At 68.5% G+C, this 18,809-nt stretch carries 13 protein-coding genes; 9 read left to right on the top strand and 4 right to left on the bottom strand.

Annotated elements, in window-relative coordinates; genetic code table 11:
- Positions 1-2: 2 nt before the first annotated feature.
- Both CF68_RS19680 and CF68_RS19685 read right to left on the bottom strand, forming a co-directional pair.
- Positions 3-890 (bottom strand): c-type cytochrome, encoded by an 888-nt coding sequence (locus tag CF68_RS19680; protein ID WP_035821948.1) that lies wholly within the window; start codon positions 888-890, stop codon positions 3-5.
- A 99-nt stretch (positions 891-989) separates the two neighbouring features.
- Entirely contained in the window at positions 990-1,388 is a 399-nt protein-coding gene (locus CF68_RS19685; protein ID WP_035821951.1) for a nuclear transport factor 2 family protein, read from the bottom strand.
- A 341-nt stretch (positions 1,389-1,729) separates the two neighbouring features.
- Between CF68_RS19685 and CF68_RS19690 the strand changes: the two genes are divergently transcribed.
- The 7 genes from CF68_RS19690 (at position 1,730) to CF68_RS19720 (ending at position 14,841) form a co-directional block, all read left to right on the top strand.
- Entirely contained in the window at positions 1,730-5,128 is a 3,399-nt protein-coding gene (locus CF68_RS19690) for a diguanylate cyclase (RefSeq protein WP_035821954.1), read from the top strand.
- 201 nt (positions 5,129-5,329) lie between these two features.
- Complete coding sequence (gene hutU, locus CF68_RS19695) at positions 5,330-7,024, top strand: urocanate hydratase (protein ID WP_035821956.1); 1,695 nt, start codon at positions 5,330-5,332, stop codon at positions 7,022-7,024.
- An 81-nt stretch (positions 7,025-7,105) separates the two neighbouring features.
- Complete coding sequence (locus CF68_RS19700) at positions 7,106-8,404, top strand: MFS transporter (RefSeq protein ID WP_035821958.1); 1,299 nt, start codon at positions 7,106-7,108, stop codon at positions 8,402-8,404.
- Positions 8,405-9,013: 609 nt separating this feature from the next.
- Positions 9,014-10,324, top strand: coding sequence for a dicarboxylate/amino acid:cation symporter (locus tag CF68_RS19705; protein WP_035821960.1), 1,311 nt, complete (start codon positions 9,014-9,016; stop codon positions 10,322-10,324).
- A gap of 166 nt (positions 10,325-10,490) precedes the next feature.
- Positions 10,491-12,455: an ATP-binding protein gene (locus CF68_RS19710; protein ID WP_035821961.1), complete on the top strand. Its 1,965-nt coding sequence runs from the start codon at positions 10,491-10,493 to the stop codon at positions 12,453-12,455.
- Complete coding sequence (locus CF68_RS19715) at positions 12,445-13,764, top strand: sigma-54 dependent transcriptional regulator (RefSeq protein WP_035821963.1); 1,320 nt, start codon at positions 12,445-12,447, stop codon at positions 13,762-13,764. Before CF68_RS19710 ends, CF68_RS19715 begins: the two co-directional genes overlap by 11 nt.
- A 480-nt stretch (positions 13,765-14,244) precedes the next feature.
- Positions 14,245-14,841, top strand: coding sequence for a helix-turn-helix domain-containing protein (locus tag CF68_RS19720; protein WP_035821965.1), 597 nt, complete (start codon positions 14,245-14,247; stop codon positions 14,839-14,841).
- A 46-nt stretch (positions 14,842-14,887) separates the two neighbouring features.
- Here the strand turns inward: CF68_RS19720 and CF68_RS19725 are convergent, their stop codons facing one another.
- Both CF68_RS19725 and CF68_RS19730 read right to left on the bottom strand, forming a co-directional pair.
- Positions 14,888-15,973: an ornithine cyclodeaminase gene (locus CF68_RS19725; RefSeq protein ID WP_035821968.1), complete on the bottom strand. Its 1,086-nt coding sequence runs from the start codon at positions 15,971-15,973 to the stop codon at positions 14,888-14,890.
- A 22-nt stretch (positions 15,974-15,995) separates the two neighbouring features.
- Positions 15,996-16,877 carry a dimethylarginine dimethylaminohydrolase family protein gene (locus tag CF68_RS19730; RefSeq protein WP_035821970.1) on the bottom strand — a complete coding sequence of 294 codons (882 nt, stop codon included), beginning with the start codon at positions 16,875-16,877 and terminating at the stop codon, positions 15,996-15,998.
- A 164-nt stretch (positions 16,878-17,041) separates the two neighbouring features.
- Here CF68_RS19730 and CF68_RS19735 point away from each other — a divergent pair, with 164 nt between their 5' ends.
- Both CF68_RS19735 and CF68_RS19740 read left to right on the top strand, forming a co-directional pair.
- Complete coding sequence (locus CF68_RS19735) at positions 17,042-17,461, top strand: Lrp/AsnC family transcriptional regulator (RefSeq protein WP_035821972.1); 420 nt, start codon at positions 17,042-17,044, stop codon at positions 17,459-17,461.
- Between the two features lie 143 nt (positions 17,462-17,604).
- Positions 17,605-18,744 carry an HPP family protein gene (locus tag CF68_RS19740; protein ID WP_035821974.1) on the top strand — a complete coding sequence of 380 codons (1,140 nt, stop codon included), beginning with the start codon at positions 17,605-17,607 and terminating at the stop codon, positions 18,742-18,744.
- Positions 18,745-18,809 lie beyond the last annotated feature (65 nt).

Here is an 18,809-nt window from a genome sequence, read left to right on the forward strand (position 1 = left end):
GCTCAGCGCTGCGGCATGCCGGCCAGGAACAGATAGAGCGCGGTCAGGTCGGTATCGTTCATGCGTCCGAACGAATCGAACGGCATCACACGGCTCACTTCGGTGCCATCGGGCCGCTTGCCGCTGCGCATCATCGCGATAAAGGCCGAAGCCTGGCCGTAGCGCGACATGGCACCGCCCGGCACGGGGCGCAGGTCCGCCGCGGGTGGCCAGTCGGGCGGCGCGCCCGGGATCTTGCCGCCGCGGAAGTCCGGCCCGTGACATCCCAGGCAGGCATTGGCGACGTAGCCGCCGTACCTGGCCGTGGACGCCGGCACCATTGCAGGCTGCACCGGCAAGCTGTGGTCGATCTTGGCGGCCGCGTCCTGCACGATGCCCACGCCGTACAGCGCCCGCACCAGCCATGGCATGCGGATTTCCGCGGGCGCCCCCATCGCCGGCGGCAGGCTGCGCAGGTAGCCCACCAGCGCGCCCAGGTCCTCGTCGCTCAGGCGGTTGTAGTCCTCGCTGGGCATGATCAGCAGCGGCCGGTGCGAGGGCGCCACGCCATGGCGGATGCTCCGTACCCAGTCAACCGGCTGGTAGGCGGCAATGTCCGGATTGGCGCGCGTCAGGTCCGGCGCGCGCACGCGCAGGCCACCGGGGTCGTCGATCACCTGCTTGCCGCCGCCGCCGGCACCGTGGCATTCCATGCAGCCGCGCGATTCAAACAGGTACTTGCCGAGGGCGATGCCGGCGGCGTCTTCACGGATGGCGACGGGTGAAACCTTGACCTCGACAATGCGCGCCGCCTTGCGCTCGCCGACCCATACCGCGGCATAGGCCGCCACGGCCACGGCGACAGCCGTGCCGGCCAGCCCCCACGCCGCCACCCGCAGAAATCGCGCCATTTGCCTTCCCCTGTCCGCCGCACTGGATGCAGCAGCTTGCCGCGAGTGGGCGGGGGGCTGTCGGTGGGGCAGGCCACATAGCGGCGGCGCGCGCCGCGGTCAGGCCAACCCGGCCGGGGCCCGGTCGATGAAGCCGGTCATGCGCGCGAGCCGGCCATCGGCGGAAATCGTGGCGAAGTCGGTGCCGACCACCAGCGCCGGCTCTCCCGCCGGGCCCAGTTCCCACGTAAAGCGCAGGTGCTCGCCGTGCGCATCGACCGGGCTCACGCGGGTAAAGCGGAACCCGGGGAACTTCGCCTGCACCGCGGCGATCATCGCGTCGATGCCACCATGGCCGTCGCCGCGCATCAGCGGATCGACATAGCTTGCCGATTCCGTCCACGCCAGCGCGATCAGCTCGCGCCGGCGCGCGGCATCGGTCTCGTTCCAGGCGGCGAGGTAGCGGTCGGCGAGGGTGGCGGGATCGGCAGTGACTTGGGCTTGGATGGCGGCAGACATGGCGTACTCCTGGTCTTGGTTGGGAATCCGTATAGCGGCCTGGGGTCAGGCCATGGCTGCATGATGGGCGCGGCGGGGCCGCGGCGCGATTACCCGTGAGGTTATGAACTGGCTTACCCGCATGCCTGACGGTCCCTACCAAAAAATCGCCCCCAGCACCAGTGGCAAGATAGCCCCCAACCTGGCCCCTGTCCTGCCAATGGCCGCGTCCCTATCCTCGCTACATTGCCCCTACGCTGGGCGGCATTCCGTCCCCGCATCCGGGGCCGTGCCGCCCGGGCGCGCCGGGCAAGCCGCCTCCTCCCACCCAGACGCACCGCCTTTTTGCATCGTTCTCGTCCATGACGCCCGACACGGCCCCGCCGAGCCACCAGGCCGCCAACGACCATCCTGCCGCGCAGCGCCGCTGGCTGCCCTTGCTGCTGGCCGGCGCCGGCTATTTCGTGCTGGCGGCGGCTGCGCTGTGGCTGGCGCGGCTGCCCGGCACCGTGGCGGCGGTGTGGCTGCCCAACGCCTTCGGGCTGGGCCTGCTGCTGCACCGGCCGCGCGCGGAGGGGCCGTGGCTGGTGGCCGGCATGCTGGGCGCCAGCGTGCTGGCCAACTATGCGGCCGGCGACAGCGTCGCCACCGCGCTGATGCTGACCGGCGCCAACCTGGCCGAGATGCTGTTCGCGCTCGGGCTGCTGCGCCTGCTGGACCGGCATGCCGTCCTGGGGCGCCACGGTCCGCTGGCCGCCTTCGCGGTGATGCTGGCGGTGGGCGGCATCCTGGCGCCGGCACTGGGGGCCACCGCCGGGGCCATGGCCATCGCCACGACCCATGGCACCAGCTTCGCCTCGGTCTGGTGGACCTGGTGGCAGGCCGACGCGCTCGGCATGGCGCTGTTGCTGCCGATGATGTTGTCGATGACGGCGGTGCGCGTGCGCGCCGCCGTCGCGCGGTCGGTGCTGGCGCCGCAGGCGGGCGCGCTGGCGCTGTGCCTGGCCATCGGCGCCTTTGCGCAGTGGCAGGGCCACGACCCGTTTGCCGCGATGTCGCTGCCGCTGGTGCTGGTGGCGCTGGCCGGCAATCCGTTTGCGACCGCCCTGCTGACGCTGGTGGCCACGCTTTGCCTGCAGGCGCTGATGCTGCTCGCGCACCGCCATCAAGCAGTGCCGTTGTCGGCGGCGGTGATCATGGTGTTCCCGGTCTGCATTGCCTACCTGACCGAGCAGAACCGGCACGGCCGCGCCAGCCTGCGCAGCAGCGACAAGCGTTTTCGCCAGGCCATGGAGCACTCGGCCATCGGCATGGCGCTGGTCGACATGGACGGCCGCTGGCAGACGGTGAACCGTGCCATGACCGAGCTGCTGGGCTACAGCGCGGCCGAGCTGCGCGAGCTGAGCTACCAGCAACTGACCCACCCCGACGACCTGAGCGGCGGCCTGCTCCAGGTCGACAACCTGCTGTCCGGGAAGATCGAGTCCTACCGCCTGGAAAAGCGCTACCGCCACAAGGACGGCCACTACCGCTGGGTCCTGCTGGCGGTATCGCTGGTGCGCGACGAACAGACCGGCGCGCCGCAGCACTTCATCACCCAGGTGGAAGACATCCACGCGCGCAAGCTGGCGCAGCAAGAGCTGGAACGGCTGTCGCGCCGCATCCAGCTGGCCGTGGAAGCGGGCGGTGTGGGCATCTGGGAGCGGGATCTCACCAGCACCAACATCACCTGGGATGCGCGCATGCATGCGCTGCACGGCACCAACCCCGCCGACGGCGCACCGCTGGCGGAGCAATGGATCGCGCTGCTGCATCCGGAGGATGTCAGCCGCGTCAGCATCGAGATGCGCCGGGCCATCCGGGGCGAGGCGCCCTTTGACACCGACTACCGCATCGTGCGGCCCGGCGGCGAGGTCCGTCACGTGCGCGCCATGGCCATGGTGGCCCGCACCGCAGACGGCACCGCACACGCGCTGGTCGGCACCAACTGGGACATCACCGAGCAGCGGCGCCTGACCGAAGCGCTGTTCGAAGAGAAGGAACGCCTGCACATCACGCTGCGCTCGATCGGCGATGCGGTGATCTGCACCGATGCGGCCATGCACGTGACCTTCATGAACCCGATCGCCGAACAGCTGACCGGCTGGACCATGGCCGGCGCCACCGGCCTGCCGCTGGAGCAGGTCTTCCGCATCGTCGACGAAGCCACCGGCGACCCCATCCCAAGCCCGGTCGAAGCCTGCCTGCGCACGCTCGCGCCCGCCTACCTGCAGGACGGCGCCGTGCTGCAGAGCCTGACCGGCGAGCGCCACGACGTGCAGGACTCAGCCGCTCCCGTGCTGACCGCGCGCGGCGAGGTACTGGGCGCGGTGCTGGTGTTCCAGGACATCACCACCGCGCGCGCGCTGCAGCGCGAGCTGGCGCGTTCGGCCATGCACGATGCGCTCACGGGCCTGCCCAACCGCACCTGGTTCGAGAAGCGCCTGCGCGAAGCCTGCGACGCGGCGCGGCTGCACGGCCATCGCGCCGCGCTGTGCTTCATCGACCTGGACCGCTTCAAGATCGTCAACGACACCGCCGGCCACGGCGCCGGCGACGTGCTGCTGCGCGAACTGGGCTACATGATCCGCAACCACGTGCGCCCCGACGATGTGCTGGCGCGCCTGGGCGGCGACGAGTTCGCGCTGCTGCTCAAGGACTGCACTGTCGACCAGGCCGAACAGGTCTGCCAGGGCGTGATCGACGCCATCCGCGGCCGCCGCTTCCCGTGGGAAGGACGCGTGTACGACATGGGCGCCAGCATCGGCATCGCCGCGATCGACCTGGACGTGCCCCCGGTCAGCGAACTGATGAGCCGCGCCGACGTGGCCTGCTACGCCGCCAAGGCCGCCGGCCGCAGCCGCGTCTCGGTCTACCGCCGCGACGAGAGCGACGCGCGCCGCCACCACCGCGAGCTGGAAGTCGCCGCCGGCATCCATTCGGCGCTGGAAGCGAACCGCTTCCGCCTGTTCGCGCAGGAGATCCGCGCACTGCAGCCCGAGGAGAACGAAGACGGCGCCGAACACTGCCATATCGAGATCCTGGTGCGCATGGTCGACGAGCACGGCGATCTGATCATGCCCGGTGCCTTCATTCCCGCCGCCGAGCGCTACGACCTGATGGGCCACGTCGACCGCTGGGTCATCCGCAACGTGCTGCGCGGCTACGGCGAACGCCTGGGCGCCGTGCCCGGGCTGTCGGTATCGATCAACCTGTCCGCCAACTCGCTCGGCGAGCCCTTCCTGCTGCCCTTCCTGCATGCCGAGCTGGAGGCCAGCGCGCTGCCCGCCAGCCGCATCCGGCTGGAGATCACGGAAACCGCGCTGATCAACAACATGGCCGCGGCCAACCGGCTGGTGACAGAGATGCGGCGCGCCGGCTGCACCGTGTCGCTGGACGACTTTGGCTCGGGCCTGTCCTCGTTCGCCTACCTGAAGCAGTTCCCGGTGGACTTCCTGAAGATCGACGGCAGCTTTATCCGGCAACTGGCCGACAACGCGGTCGACCGCGAAATCGTCAGCTCGATCAACGACATCGGGCACCGGCTGGGGGTGCGCACGGTGGCGGAGTGGGTGGAGGATGAGCGCACCCTCGATGCGCTGCGCGCGATCGGGGTGGACTATGCGCAGGGGTATGTGATCGGGCGGCCGGTGCCGCTGGACGTGTTCCTGGCCGGATGCCAGCATCGCGACGCGCAGGCCTCCCAGGCCGCCGGGCCGTGATAGACGCGGCGCCCGCCATCAGGCCAGCTGGCCGCCCTATCCCCGCGTACCGCTTCCATTGTGACTAAAGCGCCTTATTGAGGCTTATTCGTCCTACGGGATTACACCGATTCATACATACTTGTATATACAGGACTATACATGCCTATGCGTCGCCCGAAAAAGCGAGCGTTCCAGACCAGCACGACCGAAGGAGTTCCCGTGACCAAGACCACCACCACCACGCGTTTCCGCGACACCGAAATCCGCGCCCCCCGCGGCACCACGCTGACGGCCAAGAGCTGGCTCACGGAAGCCCCGCTGCGCATGCTGATGAACAACCTCGACCCCGAGGTGGCGGAGAACCCGAAGGAGCTGGTGGTCTATGGCGGCATCGGCCGCGCCGCCCGCAACTGGGAATGCTATGACCGCATCGTCGAGGCCCTGACCCGCCTGGAAGACGACCAGACCCTGCTGGTGCAATCGGGCAAGCCCGTGGGCGTGTTCCGCACCCATCGCGACGCGCCGCGCGTGCTGATCGCCAACTCCAACCTGGTGCCGCACTGGGCCAACTGGGAACACTTCAACGAACTCGATGCCAAGGGCCTGGCCATGTATGGCCAGATGACCGCCGGCAGCTGGATCTATATCGGCAGCCAGGGCATCGTGCAGGGCACCTATGAGACCTTCGTCGAGGCCGGCCGCCAGCACTTCGGCGGCAACCTGAAGGGCCGCTGGGTGCTGACCGCCGGCCTGGGCGGCATGGGCGGCGCGCAGCCGCTGGCCGCCACGCTGGCCGGCGCCTGTTCGCTGAACATCGAATGCCAGCAGAGCCGCATCGACTTCCGCCTGAAGACTCGCTATGTCGACGAGCAGGCCACCGATCTGGACGACGCGCTGGCCCGCATCGACCGCTATACCTCGCAGGGCCAGGCGATCTCGATCGCGCTGTGCGCCAACGCCGCCGAGGTGCTGCCCGAGTTGGTGCGCCGCGGCGTGCGCCCGGACATGGTCACCGACCAGACCAGCGCGCATGACCCGCTCAACGGCTACCTGCCGGCCGGCTGGAGCTGGGACGAATACCGCGAGCGCGCGCAGCGCGAGCCGGCGGCGGTGGTCAAGGCCGCCAAGGCGTCGATGGCCGAACATGTGCGCGCCATGCTGGCGTTCCAGCAGATGGGCGTGCCGACCTTCGACTACGGCAACAACATCCGCCAGATGGCCAAGGAAGAAGGCGTGGCCAACGCCTTCGACTTCCCCGGCTTCGTGCCCGCCTATATCCGTCCGCTGTTCTGCCGCGGCATCGGGCCGTTCCGCTGGGCCGCGCTGTCGGGCGATCCGCAGGACATCTACAAGACCGACGCCAAGGTCAAGGAACTGATCCCGGATGACGAGCACCTGCACCGCTGGCTCGACATGGCGCGCGAGCGCATCAGCTTCCAGGGCCTGCCGGCGCGGATCTGCTGGGTGGGGCTGGGCCTGCGCGCCAAGCTGGGCCTGGCCTTCAACGAGATGGTGCGCAGCGGCGAGCTGTCGGCGCCGGTCGTGATCGGGCGCGACCACCTGGACTCGGGCTCGGTCGCCAGCCCCAACCGCGAGACCGAGGCCATGCAGGACGGCTCGGATGCGGTGTCGGACTGGCCGCTGCTGAACGCACTGCTCAACACCGCCAGCGGCGCCACCTGGGTCTCGCTGCACCACGGCGGCGGCGTGGGCATGGGCTTCTCGCAGCATTCCGGCGTGGTGATCGTTTGCGACGGCACCGACGAGGCCGCCGCGCGCATCGCCCGCGTGCTGCACAACGACCCGGCCACCGGCGTGATGCGCCATGCCGACGCCGGCTACCAGATCGCCGTCGACTGCGCGCGCGAGCAGGGCCTGGACCTGCCGATGCTGAACCACGCATCGCGCGACTGACCCGCGGCCAGCAAGAGCCGTTCTGCCGCCGGGCCGCCACGTGCGCCCCGGCCGGCGCCTTATCGTTTTACGGAGACACCCATGTCCATCGACACCACCGCCGGCGTGGCGGTCGCTGCGCCCCAGGCGCAGCTGTCACGCACGCGCGCCATTGCCGCCATCACCATCGGCAACGGCCTGGAGTTCTACGATTTCGTCGTCTACAGCTTCTTTGCCACGCTGATCGGCCGGCTCTATTTCCCGGTCGACAACCCCACCGGGCAACTGCTGATGTCGTTCGCCACCTTCGGCGTCGGCTTCCTGATGCGCCCGCTGGGCGGCCTGCTGATCGGCATGTACGCCGACCGCGCCGGGCGCAAGCCGGCAGTGGCGCTGACGCTGTGGCTGATGGGGCTGAGCTCGCTGATCTTCGTGGTGACGCCGCCGTACGCGCAGATCGGCATCCTGGCGCCGGTGCTGGTGGTGGTGGCGCGGCTGGTGCAGGGCTTTGCCATCGGCGGCGAGATGGGCGCATCGACCGCGCTGCTGCTGGAATACGCCGATGACCGCACGCGCGGCTTCTATACCGCATGGCAGCCGTTCAGCCAGGGCCTGGCGGCGCTGCTGGGCGCGATCACCGGCCTGGTGCTGAGCAACGTGCTGGCGCCGGCCGAGCTGGAAGCCTGGGGCTGGCGCCTCGCCTTCATGATCGGCATCCTGGTGATCCCGGTCGGACTGGTGATCCGCCGCCGGCTGGAAGAGACCGCCGCGCCCGTGCGCCATGGCGAGCACGCCGCGCAATGGCCGCTGCTGTGCCGCCATGGCCGCGAGATCATCGCCAGCATCCTGCTGATGATCGGCCTGGCCTCTTCGACCTATATCGTTGTGTACTACCTCAGCAACTATGCGGTCAGCGTGCTGAAGATGCCGCTGTCGCTGGGCATCTGGGCCGCGTGCGTGGCGGCGCTGGTGCAGGTGGCGCTGTCGCCGTTCGCGGGCTGGCTGGCTGACCGCATCGGCCGCAAGACCGTGGTGCTGTGGTCGCGCGTGGCGCTGCTGGCGATGGTCTACCCGGCCTTCGTGCTGATCAACGCCGAGCCGTCGCTCATGCGCCTGCTGGTGGTGGTGGGCTGCCTGTCGGTGCCAATGTCGATGACCGCGCCGGCCTCGATGGTGCTGGTCAGCGAAGTGCTGCCGCAGCGGCTGCGCGCCACCGGGCTGTCGATCGCGTATTGCGTGGCGATCGCGATCTTCGGCGGCTTTGCGCAGTATTTTTCGACCCGGCTGATCCAGGTCACCGGTGACGTCAATGCGCCCGCGCTGTACGTGATCGGCTGCGGCCTGGTATCGCTGATCGGCCTGGCGATGGTGCCGGAAACACTGGGACGGCGGCTGAAATGAGCTCCCTGGGGGTGCACCAACGCCGCCCGAGCTAGCCTAAGCAAGGTGTTCTTCCTCTCCCCTCATGGGGAGAGGGCCGGGGTGAGGGGCGGTTTAGCTAGGAACCACAAGAAGCGGGGCCCTCGGTTTTTCCAGCCCGTGACGCCAGCAAACGCCCACCCTCCCCACCGCTGCCAGCACCCCAAAACCCCGGGTTAACACCTACAACGCCGTTCGGATTACCGAACGGCGTTGTCGCATGCCGGTCCGGATTCCCGAACCGTGCGCCGGAATCACATCTTTTTCCCCTTTGTATTCAACAAGTTGCACAACGCCTGCAGCCCTTTCGGCCTGGCACGGCGCGTGCAATATAGGCCGCCGCTCACAGCGCCAGACGGGTATGCCGGCACGCCGCCCGGCGTCCCGGCCGATGCCAAAAACAAAGGAGGACACACATGACCGACCCCGCCTTGCCCACCCCCTTCGCCACCCCGGCGAACCCCCGGCACCTGTTGCCGCGCTGAACCACGACAAGGCCGGCCCGGCGCCCCGACATCGCCGTCCAGCCTTCCCGCAATACACAGACGCCCGTCCCTGCCACAGGAAACGGACGCACAGGCCTGATCCACGATGAAACTGAATCGACTGCCCACCCTGATCTTCATTGCGATGCTGCTCGGCGTGCTGGTCGGCACCGCCGCGCACAACATGGCGCCGGACGCCGCCACCGCCAAATCGATTGCGGACCACCTGTCCATCCTGACCGACGTATTCCTGCGGATGATCAAGATGATCATCGGCCCGCTGGTGTTCGCCACGCTGGTGGCCGGCATCGCCAGCATGGGCGATGGCCGCGCCGTGGGCCGCATCGGCCTGAAGGCGATGATGTGGTTCATTGGCGCCTCGATCACCTCGCTGCTGCTGGGCCTGGTGATGGCCAACCTGCTGGAGCCCGGCCACGGCATGAACCTGCCGCTGCCGCCGGCTGACGCCGCCTCGAACCTGAAGACCGGCGCGTTGAACCTGCGCGACTTCATCGCCCACATGTTCCCCAAGAGCTTCGCCGAGGCCATGGCGCACAACGAGATCCTGCAGATCGTGGTGTTCTCGCTGTTCTTCGGCTTTGCGCTGGGCACGGTCAAGGACGGCGTGGGCAAGCCCGTGCTGCAAGGCATCGAAGGCCTCGCCACGGTGATGCTGAAGGTCACCAACTACGTGATGGCGTTTGCCCCGGTGGGCGTGTTCGGCGCGATCGCGGCGGTGATCACCGCGCAGGGCCTGGGCGTGCTGGTCGTGTACGCCAAGCTGATTGGCAGCCTGTACCTGGCGCTGGCGCTGCTGTGGGTGGCGCTGATCGCCGGCGGCTACTTCTTCCTGGGCCGTGACGTGTTCCGCCTGCTCAAGCAGATGCGCGCGCCGCTGATGATCGGCTTCGCCACCGCCAGCAGCGAATCGGCCTACCCGAAGGTGATCGACCAGCTGACCCGCTTCGGCGTCAAGGAGCGCATCACCAACTTCGTGCTGCCGCTGGGCTACTCGTTCAACCTGGACGGCTCGATCATGTACACCTCGTTTGCCGCGCTGTTCGTGGCGCAGGTGTATGGCATCGAGCTGTCGCTGACCCAGCAGATCACCATGCTGCTGGTCCTGCTTGTCACCAGCAAGGGCATCGCCGGTGTGCCGCGCGCCTCGCTGGTGGTGGTCGCCGCCGTGCTGCCGATGTTCGGCCTGCCGGAGGCCGGCATCCTGCTGGTGCTGGGTATCGACCACGTACTCGACATGGGTCGTACCGTGACCAATGTGCTCGGCAATGCGATTGCCACCGCCGTCGTCGCCAAAAGCGAAGGCGCCATCGGCGCGCCGGTACCGTCCGAGGAGGATGAACCCGCCGCGGATACCACCACCGGCCTGGCACCTGCCCAGGTCCTCGCGGGCAAGTAATACCGTCCGCCAGGCGTGCCAGGGCCCGGTTGCCGATACGGCAACCGGGCCTTTTTGCATTCTGGCGCGGCACTGCCCCCCTGGTGTGGTAAAAGTAGGCACCCGCGCCGGCCCCTGCCCGTCTTGCCCGCGCGGCGGCTTTGCCACCTGCCTCACCCAACACCTGATGACCGGTCCGCTACACCCTCCCGGCGATACCACCCGCGCCACCGCACCTGCGTCCGCCGCACCCACCGGCTCGCGCCCGCCCCCCCGCCCGNTGCCCCACGGCCTGCGCGGCCTTGCGCCGCTGCTCGCACTGCTGGCGCTGGCCGTGCTGGTGGGCCTGGCCGGCTCGCTCGGCTACCGCTACAGCTACGACACCGCGCTGGCGCGCCAGGCCGAACGCGGCCAGGTGCAGTTGCGGCTGTACACGCAGGCACTGGAAAGCGAGCTGGCCCACTACGACTACGTGCCCGGCCTGCTGTCGCTGGACGAGCGCATCGCCGCGCTGCTGCTGCGCCCGGACGACGCCGCCCGCGCGGCACGCGCCAATGACTACCTGAGCGCCCTCAATGCCCGCGCCGGCACGCGCGTGATCTATGTGCTGGATGCGCACGGCAAGGTGCTGGCCAGCAGCAACTGGCAGCGCCCGGACAGCTACCTGGGCGAAGCGCTGAGTTTCCGCCCGTACTTCCAGTCAGCCATGGACGGCCAGCTGGGCCGCTTCTACGGCGTGGGCACCACCCGCAGCGAATCGGGCTACTACCTGTCGGCGCCGCTGGGCGAGCGCGACAACCCGGTCGGCGTGGCGGTGGTCAAGATCGGCCTGGAGCCGCTGGAGAACCGCTGGCAGGGCGCCGACAGCCAGATGCTGCTGACCGACGGGAACGGCGTGGTGATCCTGGCCTCGGACCCGTCGTGGAAGCTGGCCGCGCTGCGCCCCTTGTCACCCGAGGCGCGCGCGCGGTTCACGCGCAGCCTGCAGTACAACCGCGCCCCGCTGCCGCAACTGCCGCTGACCCTGGTGCGCAAGCTGAACAACGGCAACGGCAGCAGCAGCGATGAACTGGTGCGACTGCGCCGCGGCCCGCCGATGCTGGCGCAGCATGCCGCGCTGCCCGGCACCGACTGGCAGCTCACGCTGCTGACCAATACCTCGCAGGCGCGCGTGGCCGCGCTCAACACGGCGGCGCTGGCCGGCGTGCTGACCGCCTTCGTGCTGCTGCTGGGGGCGGCGTGGAACGTGCGCCGGCGCATCGTCAACGAGCGCCTGGCGGCGCGCGCCGCGCTGGAAGCGGCCAACGGCGAGCTGGAACGCAAGGTGGCCGATCGCACCGCCGACCTGTCCACCTCCAACCAGCGCCTGCAGGCCGAGGTAGCCGAACGCATCCGTGCCGAGACCGTGCTGCGCCAGGCCCAGGACGGGCTGCTGCAGGCAGGCAAGCTGGCCGCCGTGGGCCAGATGTCGACCGGCATCGCGCATGAGTTGAACCAGCCGCTGGCGGCGCTGCGCACCATCTCCGGCAACACCGGCAAGTTCCTCGAGCGCGGCGACTACGCCACCGTGCGCGCCAACCTCGACACGATCATCGGGCTGGTCGAGCGCATGGGCCGCATCACCGGCGCGCTCAAGTCGTTTGCACGCAAGTCCGGCAACGGCCGCCGCCAGGCCAGGCTGGCCGAAGCGGTGGACAACGCGCTGTTCCTGCTGCAGACGCGCGTGGACGCGGTCCAACCCGCGCTGCAGCGCGATATCGATCCGACGCTGGCGGTGGTGTGCGATCCCAACCGCCTGGAACAGGTGCTGGTGAACCTGCTCGGCAACGCGCTCGATGCCGTCGCCGGCCAGTCCGCGCCGCGCATTGCGCTGCACGCGCACGTGGCGGGCGCCATGGTCCACCTGACCGTGCGCGACAACGGCGCCGGCTTGTCCGAGGAAGCCTTCGCACGGCTGTTCGAGCCCTTCTTCACCACCAAGCCCGCCGGGCAAGGCCTGGGGCTCGGCCTCACGCTGTCGGCCGGCATCCTCAATGAAAACGGCGGCAGCCTGTCCGCCGCCAACCACCCGGACGGCGGCGCCTGCTTCACGCTGGTGCTGCCGCTGGCGCCGCAGGACGCCAACCCACAGGACGCAAAGCATGCCGGCTGACTTGACCGTACTGATCGTCGAGGACGATGCCGACGTGCGCCTGGGCTGCGAGCAGGCGCTGCGGCTGGAGGGCATTGCCACGCGCGGCGTGGGCAGCGCCGAGGCCGCGCTGCGCGAGGCCGGACCGGGCTATGCCGGCGTGGTCGTCAGCGACATTCGCCTGCCGGGCCAGGACGGCATGGCGCTGCTCGCGCAACTGCGCGAGCGCGACCCGGCCCTGCCGGTGATCATGATCACCGGCCACGGCGACGTGGGGCTGGCGGTGCAGGCGATGAAGCAAGGCGCCTACGACTTCCTGGAAAAACCGTTCTCGCCCGAGCAGCTGGTGGACGCCACGCGCCGCGCGCTGGAGCAGCGCCGGCTCGCGCTGGAAGTGTCAGAACTGCGAGAACGGCTGGCGGGCCGCCAGAAGCTTGAAGCCCACCTGATCGGCCATTCGCCCACGGTCGAGCGGCTGCGCCGCCTGATCGCCGACCTGGCCGGCACCGACGCCAATGTGCTGATCCACGGCGAGACCGGCACCGGCAAGGAGCTGGTGGCGCGCTGCCTGCATGAGGCCAGCCAGCGCCACGCGCGCAACTTTGTTGCCATCAACTGCGGCGGCCTGCCAGAGCAGCTGTTCGAAAGCGAGATCTTCGGCCATGAAGCCGGCTCGTTCACCGGTGCCGCGCGCCGCCGCATCGGCAAGATCGAGCACGCCGAAGGCGGCACGCTGTTTCTCGACGAGATCGAGAGCATGCCGATGCCGCTGCAGATCAAGCTGCTGCGGGTGCTGCAGGAACGCGTGGTGGAACGGCTTGGCTCCAACCAGCCGGTGCCGGTCAACACGCGTGTGGTGGCTGCCACCAAGGCCGACCTGCGCGCGCTCTCCGATGCCGGCCAGTTCCGCGCTGACCTGTACTACCGCCTGAACGTGATCACGCTGGAGTTGCCGCCGCTGCGCGAGCGGCGCGAAGACGTGCCGGCATTGTTCGAGCATTTCGTCGCGCAGGCCGCGTTGCGCTTCAGCCGCGAGGCGGTGCCCGCGACCCCGGCCGAGCTGGCCGCGCTGGTAGCCTACCCATGGCCCGGCAATGTGCGCGAGCTGCGCAACCTGGCCGAGCGCCACGTGCTGGGGCTGGGCTGCAACCCCGGCCACGGCACCACCGCGCCAGAAGCCCTGCCACTGGCGCAGGCAGTCGAGCAATTCGAGCGCGCACTGATTGCCGATGCCATGCGCCGCCACGACGGCAACCTGAGCCGCGCCAGCGAAGCCCTGGGCATGGCGAAGACCACGCTGTTCGACAAGGTGCGCAAGTACGGGCTTTGAAGCGTGGCCGGTGACTCGATGACAGTCGCGCCGGCCATGCCGCGCAATCTGTCACGTCACGACAGAACTCTGAAGCGGCCGCTGTATTCAGCGGATGCTTCAGACGCTGCGTTGAACCCTGGGGAACCACCTGGGCAGGACAATGTCTGCGTTACTGTCGTGTCTGCCTGCAAGCACCAATGTGCGTTAAACAACCAATACGCGATGGATTTATGTTTTTCTTACAGATCGATTAGCGTTTGCGGCATATTATTGGCTTCCAGCAGATCGGAGTCTGAGACCTTCAATATGTCCAGAAAGTCGCTGATCGGCTGGAAATGAAAGAAACAACAAATTTATAAAGAAAGCCGTCCGGCCGGCGGGGGAGCGGGCCAGGACACAGGGTCAGTCAACCATTGGCAGTGACAACCGCGCGGCGCATGTGCCTGGCGCCGCGGGCGCCGTCCCGGCGCGACTGCCTTCAGGACCACGGGTGATGGGATGAAACTGGATCCGGCACTGGCTGAAAAGCCTTATTACAGCACGCGTACAGCGGCAAAACTGCTTAACGTCTCTCTGGGCACCGTCCAGAAGATGGTCGAGCGCGGCGAACTTGGCGCCTGGAAGACCAACGGCGGCCATCGGCGCATCCACAAGGAAACCGTGCACCGCCTGCTGGCGACGCGCATCGGGCCGGAATCGGCGTCGCCGCACGGCCTGGACCTGGTGGTGTTCCACCCCAACCACCAGGAAGCTCAGCGCATCCACGGCCAGCTTGCCAAGTGGGGGCTGCCACTCAAGAGCGTGGTGGTCGACGATGTGCTGGACACCGTCATCACCTCGGTCAGCGAGCATCCGCGCGTGGTGCTGTACTACGTCGACGAACTGAACGACGCCGAGTCGGCCACCATCGAGAAGCTGCAGAATTTCTTTGCCAGCCAGCACGTGATCTTCGCCGTGATCACCAACCGCCAGGCCTATGAAGGCGTGGCCGATGCCCTGCAGCACTGGGGCATCATGGTGTTCCTGAAGACGCCGTCGCTGGAAGAGGTCAAGGGCTTCCTGCGCGCGCAACTGATGATGGGCCGCGCCACCTGAGCACGGCTGCACCAGGGCCATGCCGGCCCCGGCATCGCCTGCGGCCTCAGGCCACTGCCGCCTGCCGGGGCGTTGCCAGCCCGACTTCGTCGCCGTCGGCCTGTGCCATCATCCAGCCGTACAGGTTGCGCGGATCCGGCGGCATCGCCACCAGTTCAACCGCCCTGCCCGCCCGGTGCGCCTGCGCTGCGGCGTAGAGCCAGCGCAGCGCGGCGTAGTCTTCCAGCGCAAACCCAACCGAATCGAACACGGTCACCTCGTCCGCCGCCGCGCGGCCGGGCGCGTTGCCGGCCAGCACCTGCCACAGCTCCGTCACCGGCGCGTCGGCCGGCAACTGCTGGATCTCGCCTTCGATGCGCGTCTGGGCTTCGTACTCCACCACGATGCGCGCGCGGCGCAGGATATCGGGGTGCAGTTCAGTCTTGCCGGGGCAGTCGCCGCCTACCGCATTAAGGTGCATGCCAGGCCGCACCATTTCAGGCGTGAGGATGGTGGCGCGAGTCTTGTCGGCGGTGACCGTGGAGACAATGTCCGCCCCGGCCAGCGCGGCCTCGATCGATCCGGCGCGCCGGATCGAAAGACCGGGTACGCCACCAAGGTTGCGCATCAGCCGTGTGGTGGCGGCGGGGTCGATGTCATAGGCGGCGATCTCGCGCACGCCCAGCATCGCCTGGAAGGCCAGCACCTGGAACTCGGCCTGCGCGCCGTTGCCGATCAGCGCCATCGTCGCTGCACCCGGCCGTGCCATGGCGCGCGCCGCCAGCGCCGAGGTGGCCGCGGTGCGCAGCGCAGTGGCCAGCGTCAGGTCGGCCAGCATCAGCGGGAAGCCGGTTTCCACTTCGGCCAGCAGGCCGCAGGCCATCACCGTCGGCATGCCGTGCTGCGCATTGCGCGGGTGGCCGTTCACATACTTGAATGCATACTGGATGCCGTCGCTGACGGGCATCAGCTCGATCACGCCACGCGCGGAATGGCTCGCCAGCCGCGCGGACTTGTCGAAATCCGCCCAGCGCATGAAGGCGTGGCGCACCTGTGCGGCCAACTCCACGATGGCGGCCTGCGGGCCGATCAAGGCCACCAGCCGGGCAACGTCCGTGGCATCGAGAAACAATGATCGGGCGGTGTTCTTCATGACCCTCTCCTTGATGGTCTGCTCAGGCCGCCGCCGCCGCGGCCACGCCACGCCCGCTGCGGCGATCCAGGCGCAGCGTCATGCAATAGGCGCCGCCGCCGGACAGCATGAAGGGCGACAGGTCGACCTCATGCAGCTGGTAGCCACGCCGGCCCAGCTCGGTGCGCAGGTGCGGCGTGGTACGGGTCATCACCACCTGGTCGTCGAGATTGACGGCATTGACGCTGAAGTGGCGCAGGTCGTCGGCGCTGGCCTCGATACGCAGCCGCGCCGGCACGCGCGCGCGCAGCTCGCGCAGCGCCGCTTCGCTAAAGGCCGGCGGGTAGTACAGCACCTCGCCGCCGGAAAGCGGGCAGAAGCAGACATCGAGGTGGTAGCTCTGCTCGGTGGCCAGCTCCAGCGCCACCACGTCCTTGCCGAAGTAGCTCGACACCGCCACGGCCGCCTCATGCGACGAGCGCGGACCGAACCCGGCCCAGAAGTGGCCGCGGCCGGCATCCCAGATGCAGTCGCCCGCGCCTTCCTGGAAGCAGCCCTCGGGCAGCAGCGCGACTTCGTCGAGCAGGCCGCGCTCGCGCAGCTTGCCGAAGATGTCGGCGAAGGGCGCCTCTTCACCACGGCGTTGCGGGTAGCGGAAGCGCGCCAGCAGCGCGCGGCCATCGAGCACCACCGCGGCGTTGGCCGGGAATACCATGTCGGGCAGCCCCGGCGCGCCGGGCGCCACCTCCACCGCAAAGCCGGCCCGGCCCAGCGCCTCGCGCAGCGCGTCGAACGACTGCATCGCGCTGCGGTGCATGCCGCGCGGGTCGCGCGCCCAGGCAGCCGGATCCATCCACGGATTGATGCTGTACGACACGTCGTAGAAGGTCGGCTCGACCAGCAGGATCGTGGGGGTATGGGTCACGGAGCGGCTCCTTTTTAATGGCAGGCGTTGGGAAATCAATCGGTCGATTGAATTCTCGGGCAAGCTGGTGTTAACTAATAGCCAGCAACTTGCGCAATTTGCGTGAGGCATTTATCAAAATGCCAGCTTATGCTGGCGCTTTGCAAAGACCGTTTGCCCACGCCATGGATGCCACCGACCACCAGCTGATTTCCCTCCTGCGCGACAACGCGCGCATGCCGGTCACGGCGCTGGCACAGGCGCTGCGCGTGTCGCGCGCGACCGTGCAGAACCGCATCGACAAGCTGGAACAGGAAGGGGTGATCGTTGGCTACACGGTGCGCCTGCGGCCCGAGGCCGAAGCGCACCGCATCCGCGCCTGGATGACGATTGCCGTGGAAGGCAACAAGGCCCGCACCGTGCTGCAGGCTCTTCGCGGCGAGCCCAATGTGCAGGCGCTGCACACCACCAACGGCCGCTGGGACATCATTGCCGAGCTGCGCGCCGATACGCTCGAGGCCTTCGACCGCACGCTGGACCGGATCCGGCTGATCGACGGCATCAGCGCCACCGAGACCAGCATCCTGCTGTCGACCTACAAGTAAAAAAGCCGCTCAGGCCGCCAAGCGCTTGCGCTTGTGCGGTGCATCATGCCCCACGATTGGGATGCGCCGCACCAAAGGCGACCAAATATATCACCCCGTGATATATTACGCGCACCATTCCAAAGCGCCCCCCCGTCACAAGAATGCCAACCGCCCCCGCTGTCTCTGCCCTGGCGCAGAATGCCCGTGCATGGCTGCGCACATTCGTTCCGCTACCCGTTGCCGCCAGCCGCAAGGAGCGCCTCAAAAGTTGCCTGGGCGCCCTGCTGGGCCTGCTCTGCACTGAGTGGATCAGCCACCAGACCCTGGGCGGCTTCAACCCCTGGTTTGTCGCGCCGATGGGAGCCTGCGCGGTGCTGCTGTTCGCCGTGCCGTCATCGCCGCTGGCACAGCCCTGGTCAGTCATTGGCGGCAACCTGATTGCCGCGCTGATCGGCGTGGCGTGCGCACGCTGGATCCCGGACCCTGGCCTGGCCGCAGCGGTCGCTGTGGCCGTCTCCATCGCCCTGATGTTCCAGTTCCACTGCGTGCACCCGCCCAGCGGCGCGGTGGCCATCACCGCCGTATTCGGCGGGCCAGCGGTCAGTGCGCTGGGCTTCGGCTTCGTTGCCGTGCCCGTGCTGTTCAATTCGATGCTGCTGCTGCTGATGGCGCTGGCCTTCAACAACCTGTCGCGGCGGCGCTACCCGCACCGCCCGCCCGAGCCTGCCATGCAGCACGGGACCAAGGACGTGCCGCCATCCCAGCGCGTGGGCGTCACCCGCGCCGACCTCGATGCTGCGCTGAAGGTGCGCGGCGAATTCCTGGATATCGAAGAAGACGACCTCGAGCAGATCCTGGTGGCCGCGCAGTTGCGCGCCTACCGGCGCCACTTCGGCAACGTGCTGTGCGGCGAGATCATGTCGCGCGACGTGGTCATGGTGACCGCGGACCAGCCTGCGCATGAGGCCGGGCACCTGCTGTCGCGGCACCGTATCAAGGCCCTGCCGGTGGTGGACGCCACCCGGCGGCTGGTAGGCATCATCACCCAGAGCGATTTTTTTGCGGCTCAGCGTGATACCGGTGCGCGGCGGCTGGCTGGTACCGTGCGGGACCTGATGACACGCGCCGTCGTCACCGCCCGACCCGAGCAGCCGATGGTGGAGTTGGCCCAGGCGTTCTCGGACGGCGGCTTGCACCATGCACCGGTGATCGACGACCACCGGCGCGTGGTGGGGATGGTGACGCAGTCGGATCTGGTGGCTGCACTGCTCAAGAGCGGGGTGATGGCGGTGCCGGATTGAGGGCTATACCGGACATCCATCAACGCCTTCGGAAGTGACTCGCCGGCTACGCCGGCGGAAAAGCC

Origin of the sequence: Cupriavidus sp. SK-4 (assembly GCF_000611125.1) — a bacterium.
Classification (GTDB): domain Bacteria; phylum Pseudomonadota; class Gammaproteobacteria; order Burkholderiales; family Burkholderiaceae; genus Cupriavidus; species Cupriavidus necator.